This is a genomic window from Paenibacillus agaridevorans (assembly GCF_018604145.1).
GTDB classification, from domain to species: domain Bacteria; phylum Bacillota; class Bacilli; order Paenibacillales; family Paenibacillaceae; genus Pristimantibacillus; species Pristimantibacillus agaridevorans.
The window spans coordinates 5,195,276-5,209,841 of the sequence record NZ_CP075889.1 but is presented as its reverse complement, the minus strand read 5'-3'; the positions used below and the strand labels follow the sequence as shown (position 1 = coordinate 5,209,841).

Below are 14,566 nucleotides of genomic sequence, written 5' to 3'. Positions count from 1 at the left end.
GATTCTCCTCTACGTATGCAATTTCTTGGCGATCAGATCTTTGCCCGGTTTCTTCTTCGCCTTGTCGATCTTGAGGCCGATGTTTTCGATAATCGCCCGGCTCTCCTGATCGTCTCCCACGACCCCGCTCTCATACAGCATGCCGGCCAGGTCGGTAACGAGCTGATTGTAGCATTGCCCCAAGCTGTTGAAGCCGTGCTTCTCAAGCAACGACTGGCGAACCTTGTCTCTGGCAAGCCCCTTGTATGCCTCCGAGGCCATGGCTTCATCGACTTTAAGCGCCTTGTCCACAAACGCTTCTTTCCTCTTGTGCTTCTTGTAAAACTTCACGATTGCCGCGACTCCGCCCAAAATCGCGCCTAGCGCGATCAGGATTGGTCCGGCAGGAGATGCCGCTGCTGCGATCAATGCTACTCCGCCCGCGACCATCAATGCGCCTTTGACTGCGGTCATGCCGCTCTTGGATTTGTTCATCTCTTGCGTCGACTTGCCGAGTCCGGCCGCGAGCCGCTGCTGCTCAGCCAGCTCTCCGTTCTGCCCGGCCAGCCGCTCTTCGACTTCGCCCATGCGCTTGACATTGCGTCGGCCTTCGATATAGCCGGCCGCGCCGCCCGCCATATAAGCCGCGCCGCCAATAATTGCGCCGGCGCCGGCAGCCGCGGTAGCCGCGCCATTAAGCGCCATGCCGGATACCTGTCTAACGCTGTTGACCGTGCCCGCGGTAACTCTCGCCAGGTCAGCCGCTCCCCCGGCGCCTTCGCCCGCGACGACCTGCGCCTTGCCGGCTGCGCTGAGCGCGCCGTCATAATTTTGGCTCGCATTATAGATTTGCGACACCGCGGCAACGCCGCCCAGTCCTCCCGCTATCGGAGCGGAGACGAGAGCCGTGCCCTTGGCGCCGGCCGCGCCAAGCGTCTGGCTGATTGTGGAGGAGCCGGATACGCCGCCTGCCGCGCTGGATGTGCCGATCGCCGCGTAGCTGGCGTAGTCGCGATCCTGATCGGCATTGTAGTTGGTGGTGTCGATCTTTTTCGCTTCCCTAACAATAACGGAGAACTTGTCCCAGTCGACGGACTTGCTGATAATGCCGGCCAGCATCTTTTTCTTGACGGCGTCGACCGAGATCACTCTGGCGCCGCCCGCCATGGAGCGGATGGCGCTCATCTTCTGTTCCGGACTAAGCGTATCGAAGAAGCCGAACAGATCCGTCTTCTTGGAGGAAGAGGCTTGCGCCTTCAGCCAGCTGTAGACCTCGCCATAGCCGCCTTTGCCTTGCAGATTCGGCGGTGTCCGGACTACCGGGACGTCGGCGGCCGGGGAAGACGCCGATGACTCGGCCCGAGCGGGCGTCTCGACGGCCGGCGTTGCCGAAGCGGCAGTCGAGGGGGCGGCTACCGAAGCGGCTACCGAAGCGGCAGGCGTTGCTGCGATCGATGCAGCCGGCGGAGTTCGTGTGGATTGAAACATATTGCCGGGACGCGTGATCTGCCGTTGAATCGGGGCCTGCGTGCCCGGGGCTGCCGCGCTGCGATCCCGGAACAGCTGCAGAACTGCCTGATTGCCGGAGGAACGCTGCAACTGCATGACGTCGGCAGGCGACATGCTGCCTTGCCTGAAGTTCGACAAGGCTTGTCCAGGAGCTGCTTGAGGCGTACTTGCGCTGCGCCCTGCGGGGGCAGGAGATGCGGTGGATTTGGATTGATGCACGTGATCGGCGGTTTCGGCCATTGCAAACACCCTCTGCTAAGTGGGAATCTATCTTCGTTTTTTACCATTCCGTGCTAGATTAGACCATTATATAGTAGCATAATCCTGGTCCTTTGGCACTAGGCAATACTTTGCGAGCAGGGTTGTGTGAAAGAGATTGAAATAACGGCATTCTAGTGGGAAAATATATAGAACACAACATAGAAACGAAAAAAGACAGAGGATAGAGGCGAAACCGAATTGAATAGCACATACTCCCTGGACGACGGCAACAGCGGGATATCCAGCAGCATCAAAGAACTCGCCGCGATCAAATACGCGCTTGACGTATCCTCCATTGTGGCCATGACGGATGCGCGCGGCGTTATTACATATGCCAACGATAAATTTTGCGAGCTTTCGAAGTACAGCCATGACGAGTTGATCGGCAACACGCACCGCATTCTCAATTCGGGTTATCACAGCAAGCAGTTCTTTCGGGAAATGTGGGCGACGATCGCATCGGGCGAGGTGTGGTCCGGCGAGGTCAAGAACCGGGCGAAGGATGGCTCGCACTACTGGGTAAAAACTTTCATCGTGCCGTTTATGAAAAATAATAAGCCCTATCAATATGTCTCGATCCGCACGGACATCACGGAGCATAAACGCGATCAGGAGCTGATCCGGCATATTGCTTATCACGACACGTTAACAGGGTTGTTTAACCGGGACAGTCTCCAGCAAAGTCTGAAGCAGTCCATCGAGAGGGCTAAGCCGGACAATCGCAGCGTCTCGATTCTGTGTATCGACTTGGACCGCTTCAAGTTCGTAAACGATTCGCTTGGCCACTCGTACGGGGATTTGCTGCTCAAGCAGGCTGCGGAGCGGATGTTGGCATGTATTCGTCCGCAGGATATCGCCTCCAGGCTCGGCGGGGACGAGTTCATGATTTTGCTTCCGGATACTTATGTAGAAGAAGCCTATCAAATGGCGGAAAAGATTGTATCCCGGCTGTCCGAGCCCTACCAATTGGAACACTATGAAGCTTCTATTACGGCAAGCATCGGCATTAGCGCTTTCCCAAATGACGGAGAGCATCCGGAATCGCTGCTGAAGTATGCGGATGCAGCCATGCTTCAGGCGAAGCAGGACAATTCGAACCTGGTCAGAACGTTCTCATGGGAGATGAGAAGGGACTTCGAGCAGACGATTGATCTGGAGAAGGGGCTGCGAGAGGCGCTGGCGGGAGGAGAGTTTTTGCTCCATTATCAGCCGCAATACCACTCGCAAACCGGTCGGATTACGACGCTGGAGGCATTGGTGCGATGGAATCGGGCAGGTGTGGGGCTCGTATCTCCAGCGGAATTTATCCCGGTGGCGGAATCCACGGGCTTGATCGTGCCGATCGGAAATTGGGTGATGAGAACGGCCTTCGAGCAGCTCAAGGCGTGGCATGAGGAAGGACTGCCTCCCGTCAAGATTGCGATTAACATCTCCGCGTTGCAATTCCAGGCGCAGGACTTCATCGAGGTCGTCACGGCATTGCTGCGCGAGACGGGGCTTGATCCGCAATATGTCGAGCTGGAGTTGACGGAGAGCATAGCCATGCAGGATGAGAAGCATACGCTGGCGACGCTGGGCGAGCTTAAGCGGCGCGGCATCTCTATCGCGATGGACGATTTCGGCACCGGTTACTCGTCCTTAAGCTACTTAAAGCGCCTCCCGCTGCATACACTTAAGATTGACCGCTCTTTTATCCAGGACATCACAAGCTCTGAAGAGAATTTGGCCATCGTCCGAACGATAATCGAGCTGGCGCGCATCCTCCGAATGGATGTTATTGCCGAAGGAGCGGAGACGGGAGAGCAAGTAGAACTGCTGAAGCTGCAGGGCTGCTTTAACGTACAAGGCTATTACTATAGCAAGCCGCTGCCGGCAGATGACATGACGGAGCTGCTTAAAGATGCTTTAAAGTCCGATAAAAACTAAACGGGTTACAATATTGTAAGCTTTCTGTCATTCATTTTCGATTGATTATTGACCCGTTCTTCAACTAAACTAATAATACGTGTGTTGAACCTCTAAATAGAGTTTGGGATTTTGGCGGGCAAGAGCCAGAACGTAGTGAAAGGCGGAGTTATGGCATGCAGGATTTTATTAATGCGATTATATTGGGTATTGTAGAAGGACTGACGGAGTTCCTGCCGGTCTCGTCCACGGGTCATCTTATTTTGACCGGCGACTTGCTAGGCTTTGACGGGGAAGCGAAGAAGACTTTCATGATCGTGATTCAGCTAGGCGCGGTTATGGCGGTTCTGCTGCTGTACTGGAAACGGTATATGTCGATGCTTAAGGATATGGTTAAGCTCGACTTCAAGAAAAAGAAGCTGAACGTCATACATATGATTTTGGCGATGATTCCGGCATTGATTGTGTACTTGTTGTTTAATGATTTTATCAAAAGCGTGCTGTTCGGATCCGGTCCGGTGCTCATCAGCCTCGTTGTCGGCGGCATACTGCTCATCATCGCGGCGCGGGTAAAACGTAAGATCACCGCCGAAGAGACGGACGACATTACGTACAAGCAGGCGCTTGGCATCGGCCTCTTCCAATGTCTGGCGCTGTGGCCCGGCTTTTCCCGCTCCGGTTCTACAATCTCTGGCGGCTTGCTGCTAGGGACAAGCCAGAAGGCTGCCGCGGACTTTACGTTTATGATCTCGGTTCCCGTCATGCTTGGAGCAACGGTACTGGATCTGTATGACAGCCGCGACATGCTGACCTCGGATGATCTGCTGCTGTTTCTTATCGGCTTTATCGCCGCGTTCGTAGTCGCTATGGTCGCCGTCGTGACTTTCCTTAACCTGATCAAGAAGCTCCGTCTGGAGTGGTTCGCGATCTATCGCTTCGTTATCGCTATTCTGTTCTATCTGTTTGTTATGAGATAATTCCTCTAAACGTAGTTTTCCAAAGAAGGTACACATGCATGCAACCCTTTGTTAAAAAGGTGTGCGGCGGATGTGTGCTTTTTTTGTGCAGCAATCAATCGGTTTTGGGGCATTTCTTTTGCTTGCATAACCTGCAGCTAACGAACTTGATGGATGTAATGGAGTCTCTGTAATGCAATTGGTACGCACAAGTAAAGACCGAGCCGTCGGCTCGGTCTTTACTTGTCCTCGTTTAGGAAATGATGCGACATACCAGACTGAAACGCCGATGGTTCGTGAAGTAACTCTGATTAGCAGCCATAGGAGTTAGAATCGCTTATGGCTCCGAAAAGTAGGCGAACGAGCAACTGTAGGCGTTAAAAACGCCGATGGACCAGAAAATAACTCTGATTAGCAGTCATAGGCGTTAATAACGCTTATGGCTCCGAAAAGTAGGCGAACGAGCAACTGTAGGCGTTAAAAACGCCGATGGACCAGAAAATAACTCTGATTAGCAGCCATAGGAGTTAGAATCGCTTATAGCTCCAAAAAGTAGGCGAACGAGTAGCTGTAGGCGTTAAAAACGCCGATGGAGCGTAAAGTAACTCTGATTAGCATCCATAGGCGTTAATAACGCTTATGGCTCCAAAAAGTAGGCAAACGAGCAGCTGTAGGCGTTAAAAACGCCGATGGACTGGAAAGTAACTCTGATTAGCATCCATAGGCGTTAATAACGCTTATGGCTCCGAAAAGTAGGCGAACGAGCAACTGTAGGCGTTAAAAACGCCGATGGACCAGAAAATAACTCTGATTAGTTAATAACGCTTATGGCTCCGAAAAGTAGGCGAACGAGCAGCTGTAGGCGTTTTTGCAACAACTGTGCTGGCAAAGCCCGTTACATACCGTACTCGCTCGCCTTTAGCGGCTTGCGTTCCTATTGCTGCGTAGCTTGCAGCAGTTCGGCGAAAGCGTCAAGCTGCTTCATGGTGGAGAGCGGATCGGTCGTGAAGTACGTATCCCAATTGAGATCGAAGACTCGATTGTTCCCGGACGCGGGGAGGTTCTTCCAAATCGCTCCTTCCGTCACTTCGGCAGCTCGCTCGGTTCCGCCGTCATTTGCGAGCACGGAGAGGAAGACGTAGTCGGAGTTGGCATATTGAGGCAGCAGCTCCAGCGAAATTTCCAGCTGTCCGAGCCCTTTGTCAATGACCTCCTGCTGAACGATTTCCGGTGCTTTCAGACCTAGCAGGTCATAGATGACGTAGCCGCCCATTGCTTTGTTGCCATAGATAAATTGATTGGCAGGACGAATGTTGAAGATCGTAACCGTCTTGTCTTCGCCAATGATAGAGCCGACGGTTTGCTTCGTCTCCGCGACTTTGGCATCGAATTGCTTCTGCCAAGCCGCCGCTTCGGCCTGCTTGCCCAGAATATCTCCGAAAAGGGCGATCTGCCCAGGCGGATCGTATTGAAGCCAAGGAATCCAGATGGTTGGCGCAATTTTGGACAAGGCTTCGTAGGTGTCCTCGACATGCGTCACGATCAGGTCGGGGTTTAACTCGACGATTTTCTCAAGATTCAAGCCTGTCCAAGGATCGCCAACATGCTCGATGCCTGCCCACTCTTGTTCCAGGAGAGGGTACTTGGCCCATTCGTTGTCCGCGCCGACGGGCTTGACGCCTAGCGCGAGCATGGCGCCAGTGTATTGAATCGCGACGATACGCTCCGGGTTAACGGGGATGACGGTTACGCCTTTGCCGTGTTCGAATTCTCTTGTCGCGTTTTCTCCGCTATTGCTTGCTGCATTGGAACCGCCAGTTGTGTCTGTCGGTGCGACTGTGGCCGATGGCGAAGGCGAGGGACTGGACGTATTCGCGTCGGAGCTGTTATTCCCGCAAGCTGCGAGCAGGACGACTGCCAGCAATAAGAGGCTTGTCATCCATAACTTTTGTTGTGCTTTCACTTGTATTACCTCCTGATATTGATTCTCATTGTCGTAAAGAATCATACCAAAGGTACCTTTGGGCGACCATAGTCTGGTGTAAGAAGTTGTTTGGACAATTGTAGGAAGTTACTCCGGTCTGTCCAGCCATTGCTGGACATCCAACAGCTGCCACTGAATAGACAGCGGATCATAGCCATGCCAGCGACTCATATCCGCATGGTGGACCAGACCGCCTTGCTTGCGATACTTCACCCACGGCTCGCTGGCCAGCATGTCTTGCGTTCGGGCTGCAGCAAGGGGAGAAGGTGCGGTAACTACAATCATTAGATCTGCCTCGAACCGGGGAAGAATGTCGGAAAGTTCGATTGCAGCGGAGGCACGATCTCCTACGGCTGTCCTGACGCCTGACGGCGGATTCAACTGGAGCTCTTTATAAACAACCTGGCTGCCCATGCCTCTATTGAGGTAAACATAGGAGGTCGTATCCCTGATGTTAACGATAGTAACGGTAAATTTGGCCATGCCGCTTTCCGACAGGGCCAGCCTTACGCGATTGGCCTTCTTATCGAATTGTGACAGCCATTCCGTTTCCTCGACGGAGCGCCGACACACTTGCGAGAGTATATGGAAGTGGCCGCGCCAATCGCCGATATACCAGGGCAATACAAGCGTGGGGGCCAATAGCCTGCATGCATGCAGGCGCTCGTGATCCAGGTTGTCGATGCCGATCAGGAGATCGGGACGAAGGACGGCAAGCTCATCGTTCGTGAAATCAGTCGTCCAGTCCCGGCATTCGCATCCGGCGCCCCTCAAAAGGCTGTCGTATTCGCCGAAGCCCCAGGGGTAGGCGGAAGTGGCGGCAGGAATAATCCCAAGCGCGAGCAGATGCATCGTCAGATGGGGGTTAAGCGAGACGATTCTTTTGTCCGCAAGAACATACTGCGTAGGAGAGATGCCGACCTCTTGCTTGAACCGCCGGCTGACATAATATTCATCCTTGTAACCGACTTCCTTGGCGACATCGCTTAACCGTGCTCCTGCGAACAACAGCCTTTCTTTAATGTGGCGGATACGCAGCATTGTTATGTAATCCGTCAGACTGCGGCCGCTGATTTGCTTGAATAAGGAAGAGAAATATTCAGGACTGAACCCCGCCATCCCGGCAAGTGCGCTGCGCTTTAAATTCTCGTGGTAATGCAAATCGATGTAATTCATAACACGATTAATCACTTCCCCGTTGTCTGACTCGATGTCCGTGGAATAAGTATTGGCGGCTGTCAGCTCGTACATCCATTCGTGGAAGCAGCGTTCCCTCCGGGCAACGCCCAGCAGATCGAGGCTATGACCAAGCTCCGCCATATCCCGCGCGAGCTGCAACATCCGCTCTGGCATTGGAGAAGCCAATTCTCCCCAATCGGCAAAGCCGCCGTCCTCTCTGGCGTAACGAATGCTCTCCGCGCCACGTTCCACGGGCATGAGCCTGTCGAATCGGACCAGAATAGCAGAGAATTCGTTAAAATAGGGCTCAATGGAAAAGGGCATGTTAGGCAGCGCGTAATAGCAGCGGCCCGAAGAGACGGGATATTTGCGACCGTTCAATGTTAAGGCGCCCATTCCCGATTCGACGATCAGTACGGCGTGCTCATGCGGCAATCGCAGTTCAGCGTGGAGGCTGTAACAGTCGGCGGATACGAACGCATTAATGACGGGAGAAGAAGGCGCTTGCCTTCCGTGGAGGGGGGCATCCACCATGTCGTTTACCTCCATAATAGAAACAGTTAAATCCAATAGTTTCAGTCTATTGGACCACAATAGAATTTACAAGCTCGAGAACTCGGAGACGATTTCCCATCATTATTATCAAAGTCAACGGCAACCGAAGCCGGCCTCAATTGTGGCAATTGTCGGAACAAAATGTGCGAGAACAGGCGTCAAAACAGGCTGGATGCAGGTCCAATTGGGCTAATGAAGCCTTCCAGGGACGTTTTTTTTTGTTTTTTTGGGAAGAAAATAGTAAATTTGATTTGTTGAAACGAACAAGCAATGTTAGATAACGTGCTGTATTGAGTGTATGTAAGTTGGATATGAACTTGATTGTAGATATATGTTATATTATTTAACTCTATGAGTAGCTAAATCCCCCTAATGTTAAGGCGGAAGTGGAATATATGTACATTTGCTAGCCGTTTTAATGCCAATTTGTATGCGCTTCTTTAAGCCGGAAACTGATATTATTCGGTTGAAAACCTGGATGGGTTACACCGATTCATTAGTTTTTTGAAATTGCGCAACAGTGCGGTTAGCCGGTAAATACAGATGTAAAATCAACATTTTTCATGCATTCTTATGCATCCAAAAATGGAAATTGAAAAAACGGTCATCACGTCGGCATTGCATCATTTTTCCACTGGTATTTGCATCGAATTAGAATCGCTTACTCATGTCAGATTACCTGCGTTTGCACGATTTAATTATTTGTTTGCATAATTGCGATAGATTATTTAAAATAAAACGATATTATGAGGTAAATGAACTCATTTTCGGCAAGAGCGGCAAAATCTTGGCTAAACTCCTAAACGGGATTGTAGGGGTGTGTGCTTTATTTTAGGAGGAGCAAAATGGAAACTGTGAAAGTAGGCATCGTGGGATACGGCAATCTTGGCAAAGGAGTCGAGCTGGCCATTAAACAAAATCCGGATATGGAGCTTGTTGCGATCTTTACGCGCAGACAGCCAGATCAGATGGCTTCGGGTGACGCCAAGTTTGAGCATATTTCGGCGACTGAGCAGTACATCGGCAAAATCGACGTCATGATTCTATGCGGCGGCTCCGCGACGGATCTTCCGGAGCAAACGCCTTTTATGGCTAGCATGTTCAACACGGTAGACAGCTTTGACACGCACGCCAAAATACCGGAATTTTATGATAAGGTTAATGCTTTAGCAGAGCAAAGCGATAAATTGAGCGTAATCTCAACGGGCTGGGATCCTGGACTGTTCTCGCTTAATCGACTGCTGGGGCAAGCCATCCTGCCGGAAGGCAAGGACTTCACGTTCTGGGGCAAGGGCGTCAGCCAAGGACATTCCGACGCGATTCGCCGCGTTCCCGGCGTAAAAGCAGGCGTGCAGTACACGGTGCCCGTGCAATCGGTCATCGAGCGCATCCGCAACGGCGAGACGCCTGAATTGGAGACGCGCGAGAAGCATCTTCGCCAATGTTACATCGTTGCAGAAGAAGGCGCGGATCGCGATGCCATTGCAGAGACGATCGTATCTATGCCGAACTACTTCGCCGATTACGATACGACTGTTACGTTCATCACCGAGGATGAGCTGAAGTCCGAGCATAGCGGCATGCCGCATGGCGGCTTCGTCATTCGAAGCGGCGTAACGGGATCGGGCACGAAACAAATTATCGACTTCGGCCTAAAGCTGGAGAGCAACCCTGAGTTTACAGCAAGCGTGCTTGTGGCCTATGCAAGAGCAGCTAAGCGGATGAGCAAGGAGGGCCAGACGGGAGCGCGCACAGTATTCGACGTACCATTGTCCTATCTGTCGCCGAAGTCGGCCGAGGAGCTTCGCCGCGAGCTGCTGTAAGGCATACCGCATGAATCACGATTGTCGCAATATATATGCTTTACCCTATTCATAGCGCAAACTTCGGATTACCTGTACGAAGGTCCGACGTTTGGAGCCAAAGGAGCGACCACATAAGTGAATGAGTTATTGACCAAGCAGCAGTCGGCGAAAGACTATGTACAATCCGTCTACGAGTTGATTATCCACCGCAATCAAGGCGAAAAGGAATTTTTTCAGGCGGTAAAAGAAATTCTGGATTCGCTTGTTCCGGTTCTGGAAGCGAACCCGCATTACATCGAGCAAAATATTCTGGAGCGGATTACCGAGCCGGATCGTGTTGTCTATTTCCGCGTGCCATGGGTGGACGACAAAGGCAAGGTGCAAGTGAACCGCGGTTTCCGCGTACAGTTTAACAGCGCACTAGGTCCGTACAAAGGCGGACTTCGCTTCCATCCTTCCGTTAACACAAGCATTATCAAGTTCCTCGGCTTCGAGCAGATCTTCAAAAATGCGCTGACCGGCCAACCGATCGGCGGCGGTAAAGGCGGCTCTGACTTCGATCCGAAAGGCAAGTCCGAGCAAGAAGTTATGCGTTTCACGCAAAGCTTTATGACGGAGCTGTATCGTTACATCGGGCCGGACATCGACGTTCCAGCCGGTGACATCGGCGTTGGCGCGCGCGAGATCGGTTATATGTTCGGTCAATACAAGCGGATTCGCAGCGGCAACGAAGCCGGCGTTCTGACGGGCAAAGGCCTGCAATACGGCGGAAGCCTGACGCGTAAGGAAGCGACCGGTTACGGCTGCGTGTACTTTGTTAACGAAATGCTGCAAGCAAAAGGGTTGGAACTGGAAGGGAAAACGGTAGTTGTCTCCGGCTCCGGCAACGTATCCATCTACGCGATCGAGAAGCTTCAGCAAATGGGCGCCAAAGTCGTTGCCTGCAGCGATTCCGGCGGTTACGTGCACGACGAGGAAGGTATCGATCTGTCCCTCCTGAAACGCTTGAAGGAAGTTGAGCGCAAGCGGATTAGCGAATACGTTCAGTCCCGTCCGAACGCGACTTATACAGAGGGCTGCGAAGGCATCTGGTCCATTCCTTGCGAGATCGCTCTTCCGTGTGCGACTCAGAACGAGATCGACGAAGAGGCGGCGAAGCTGCTTGTCGCTAACGGTGTTATCGCGGTAGGCGAAGGAGCGAACATGCCTTCTACGCTGGCGGCGATCGACGTATTTATCAATGAAGGCGTACTATTTGGACCTGCTAAAGCAGCCAATGCCGGCGGCGTAGCCGTATCGGCGCTGGAGATGGCTCAGAACAGCATGCGTCTATCGTGGTCCTTCGAAGAAGTGGACGCGAAGCTGCATGACATCATGCGCAACATCCACCGCAATGCCGAAGCGGAAGCGGCCAAATACGGGCATCCGGGCAACCTTGTCGTTGGCGCCAACATCGCTGGTTTCGTCCGCGTGGCTGATGCTATGATCGCTCAGGGCGTTGTTTAAAACGACTACGCTATTATATTCTTTTACAACCATATGAAAGCACCCCGCAGCTACACTCTAAAAAGTGCAGCTTGCGGGGTGTCTTTGTACTTGTTTAGGAAATCATGCAATTTAGTCGGGATCGATATTGACGAATTGGCTTTTACCATCCCAGCTCACTTTTTTCTTAAGCGATTCCCCGATAAATCGAAGTGGAACATAAGTCGAGCCATTAGCGATTCGAGGCGCTTCGGTCAGCTCCATCGCATTTCCATTTACATAGGCGGTGCGCGAGCCAATGGAGAGCTCCAGTTGAAGACCTTCCTTGGAGCCTGTTATTTTTTTGCTGCTGGAATCCCAAACCACTTTCATACCATAAGCCTCGAACAATGACCGGAATGGAACCAGTACCGTTCCTTTTTCGTTAATAGGTTTTACGGATAACGGGAGCGGCAAATTATCCGAATACACCTGTACGCCTTTTAAGCCAAACGCGACAATGCCGATATCATGGCTAATGGAATAAATATTGTCGTTGGCGCCGATGACGATTTCGGTTATCCTGTGCCAGAAGCCGTTTCGGAGGAACACGAATATTTCCTGGCCTTCGCTATCCAATCCAATTATATTACCGACGCCAGTCGGAAAATAAACATTTCCTTTACTGTCCGTAGCTAAAGGTTTTAACGAGCCTACACCGTATTTTTCGGATTCTCTAGGTGTATACATCCACTTGGAGTTGCCATTCGCATCAATCTTCTGTACAGATCCCCTTATCGAAATGTAGTACCCGCCTTGCCCGTCCGTAGGGATGCCTGAGTAGCGAATATCATTGTAATCGAATAAAGAGGCAGCTTTCCTGTTTTGACCGTTGCGGCTATCCAGGCCATGAAGCCCTTTTTCCGTCAGCATATAGATAGATCCTGTACCGGAGAAGAAAGGATGAAAAGCGTTAAAGGAATCGAGATGCTTTTGAGGCTGCGAAGTCCATCTCTCGTTTCCTTCCGGATCCAAAGAGATAATTTGTTGTTTGTTGTTATCTACATAAATATTCCCTTGAAGATCCGTATACACTTGGGCTTGATGGCCCTTATACTCGACAGGGGGAGAAGTCGTAATGTCGCCGTTAATCCAATTAATATCGCCTTGAGCGTTTCTTGAAACCAGCCCTTCGTTCGTGAAATAAATCAAGTTGCCGGAAACATCCCCTGAAAAATTGCCTTCAAAACGGCTAAAGATATTGTCTGATTCGAGCTTCCACTTGATAGCTCCATCTTCGGACAGCGCAAAAACCGTCGTTCCGCCCCCCTGATACAAAGTGTTGGAACTATAGGCGTAAAGGGTTCCGTCATTGCCTAGATGTAAATTAAAAACGGAAAGATCTTGGTCCGAGGCGAGTTGCGTGCTCCATTTTTCCTGGCCATTAGGATAGAGGGCTAGAACCCTATTGTCGCTATCTGAAATGTAAATGATGCCGTTACGATCTTCAACGATTTCGAACATGAGCGGGTTATCCAGCTTCCATTTTACGGCATATTGAGCGGAATTAAGAAGTCGGGGATAGGGACGTTTCGGCGGAGTTTCTGTATACTCCCATTGAAGCTCGATACCCGACGAGTCGGGTAAATAAAAGCTTGCATTGGCCGATCCCAGATTTGGAATGTACAACAAAGCACAAATAACCAAGATCATAAAATGTTTTTTCCTCATTTTTCAATAGCCCCCAACTTTTAATTAATATTAATTCTATTATAATTGTCGAGAATGCCTTTACAACACCTAAGAGATGACAAAAAGACGGCTATAAAAAAGAAGCTGCTCGAGATTCCCGAGGCGTAGTTCCCGATCGGGAACTACCAAGGCGTCACCACTGCGGAAATCAGGAGGGAGACCGGGATCGCTGCAGGTCTAAGTTTCTTGTTTCAAACTTTTAGGACTGGGGTAAAAGAACGAGTTGAATTCCTTGCAACCGGGAGGTGAATGGCATGAATGCGACTTGGATCGGAATGGCGATCGTTGCATTTTCTCTGCTGACTTTACTGTTTATAACGATTCCTCTACTGCGACGGGGACTTCAAAATTCCGGCCGGGAGGATCGCGTTACGGCTAAAAAGGTATTGGCGGCAGGAACGGAGGCCAGAGCTGTCATTCGTTCCATAAAGCCTACAAATGCGCGGCTTGGCGGCGAGCCCGTCGTGATCTTGGAACTGGACGTCTTTTTGACGGACGGCAGTACCAGACGCACCGACGTCAGAACCGCCATACACTCCGTTCATATCCCCGCCTTTCAACCAGGCCAAGTGATTGGCGTCAAATACGAGATGGGAGCTGGCGGGTTCGTCGTTGCAGTGGAAGGCGCTTATTTGCCTTAAGAGAAATATGCGAATAAGAGGGAATGCCGCTACAGCCCGCCCTGTCCGTTGGACAGGGTGGGCTGTTTGTAATATTGAGTTATCGCTTAATGGGAAAAAAGAGGCTTTACAACATTCGTGTATTACGCATATAATACAAAAATAGAAAGGATCGGTGACGGAAACGTGCTTTCATTCCACGAATTGGCGCTGCACGGCAAGGAGCCGGTCTATATGCAGATTGCCGGCTACATCAAGCGTCAAATTGTCCTCGGCAACGTCTCCTCCGGAGAACGGCTGCCGTCCAGACGAGAAATCGCCGCGCAGCTGAACATTAATCCCAATACGGTGCAGAAGGCTTTTAAGATGATGGAAGACGAAGGTTTTGTCCATACGAGCGGCAATCAGGGAAGCGTCATCTTCGCTGATGCGTTTATGCTGGCCAGGCTGGAGGAGGAGTTGACCAAGGGGCTGGTTCTGTCATTTATCTCATCCGCCAAGGAGATGAACCTGTCTTTCAAAAAGATTATCGATTTGGTGAGCGAGCATTGGGAAGTAGAATGAGTAATTTTTTTTGAGTAACATGTATTAGTCGAG

At 51.3% G+C, this 14,566-nt stretch carries 10 protein-coding genes; 6 read left to right on the top strand and 4 right to left on the bottom strand.

Annotated elements, in window-relative coordinates; translation table 11 throughout:
- Positions 1–9 precede the first annotated feature (9 nt).
- Entirely contained in the window at positions 10–1,728 is a 1,719-nt protein-coding gene (locus KJW29_RS21195; protein WP_214626072.1) for a hypothetical protein, read from the bottom strand.
- Between the two features lie 219 nt (positions 1,729–1,947).
- On the opposite strand from KJW29_RS21195, the gene KJW29_RS21190 reads away from it, so the two are divergent.
- A complete protein-coding gene (locus KJW29_RS21190; protein WP_214626071.1) occupies positions 1,948–3,675 on the top strand; it encodes a bifunctional diguanylate cyclase/phosphodiesterase in 1,728 nt (575 codons plus the stop codon).
- A 155-nt stretch (positions 3,676–3,830) separates the two neighbouring features.
- Positions 3,831–4,631 (top strand): undecaprenyl-diphosphate phosphatase, encoded by an 801-nt coding sequence (locus KJW29_RS21185; protein WP_214626070.1) that lies wholly within the window; start codon positions 3,831–3,833, stop codon positions 4,629–4,631.
- Between the two features lie 913 nt (positions 4,632–5,544).
- Here the strand turns inward: KJW29_RS21185 and KJW29_RS21180 are convergent.
- Both KJW29_RS21180 and KJW29_RS21175 read right to left on the bottom strand, forming a co-directional pair.
- Positions 5,545–6,573 (bottom strand): ABC transporter substrate-binding protein, encoded by a 1,029-nt coding sequence (locus tag KJW29_RS21180; RefSeq protein WP_214626069.1) that lies wholly within the window; start codon positions 6,571–6,573, stop codon positions 5,545–5,547.
- Positions 6,574–6,681: 108 nt separating this feature from the next.
- On the bottom strand, positions 6,682–8,307 hold the full coding sequence (locus KJW29_RS21175) for an AraC family transcriptional regulator (protein ID WP_214626068.1): 1,626 nt from the start codon (positions 8,305–8,307) through the stop codon (positions 6,682–6,684).
- Positions 8,308–9,173: 866 nt separating this feature from the next.
- On the opposite strand from KJW29_RS21175, the gene KJW29_RS21170 reads away from it, so the two are divergent.
- Positions 9,174–10,151 (top strand): diaminopimelate dehydrogenase, encoded by a 978-nt coding sequence (locus tag KJW29_RS21170; RefSeq protein WP_087572081.1) that lies wholly within the window; start codon positions 9,174–9,176, stop codon positions 10,149–10,151.
- 117 nt (positions 10,152–10,268) lie between these two features.
- Positions 10,269–11,639 (top strand): NADP-specific glutamate dehydrogenase, encoded by a 1,371-nt coding sequence (gene gdhA, locus KJW29_RS21165; protein WP_214626067.1) that lies wholly within the window; start codon positions 10,269–10,271, stop codon positions 11,637–11,639.
- Positions 11,640–11,750: 111 nt separating this feature from the next.
- Here gdhA and KJW29_RS21160 read toward each other — a convergent pair whose 3' ends face one another.
- Positions 11,751–13,328: a stalk domain-containing protein gene (locus tag KJW29_RS21160; RefSeq protein ID WP_214626066.1), complete on the bottom strand. Its 1,578-nt coding sequence runs from the start codon at positions 13,326–13,328 to the stop codon at positions 11,751–11,753.
- A gap of 275 nt (positions 13,329–13,603) precedes the next feature.
- On the opposite strand from KJW29_RS21160, the gene KJW29_RS21155 reads away from it, so the two are divergent.
- Together KJW29_RS21155 and KJW29_RS21150 are read left to right on the top strand one after the other, a co-directional pair.
- Positions 13,604–13,990, top strand: a complete 387-nt coding sequence (locus tag KJW29_RS21155) for a hypothetical protein (RefSeq protein ID WP_214626065.1) — start codon at positions 13,604–13,606, stop codon at positions 13,988–13,990.
- Between the two features lie 117 nt (positions 13,991–14,107).
- Positions 14,108–14,533: a GntR family transcriptional regulator gene (locus KJW29_RS21150; RefSeq protein WP_246608312.1), complete on the top strand. Its 426-nt coding sequence runs from the start codon at positions 14,108–14,110 to the stop codon at positions 14,531–14,533.
- The last annotated feature ends 33 nt before the right edge of the window (positions 14,534–14,566 follow it).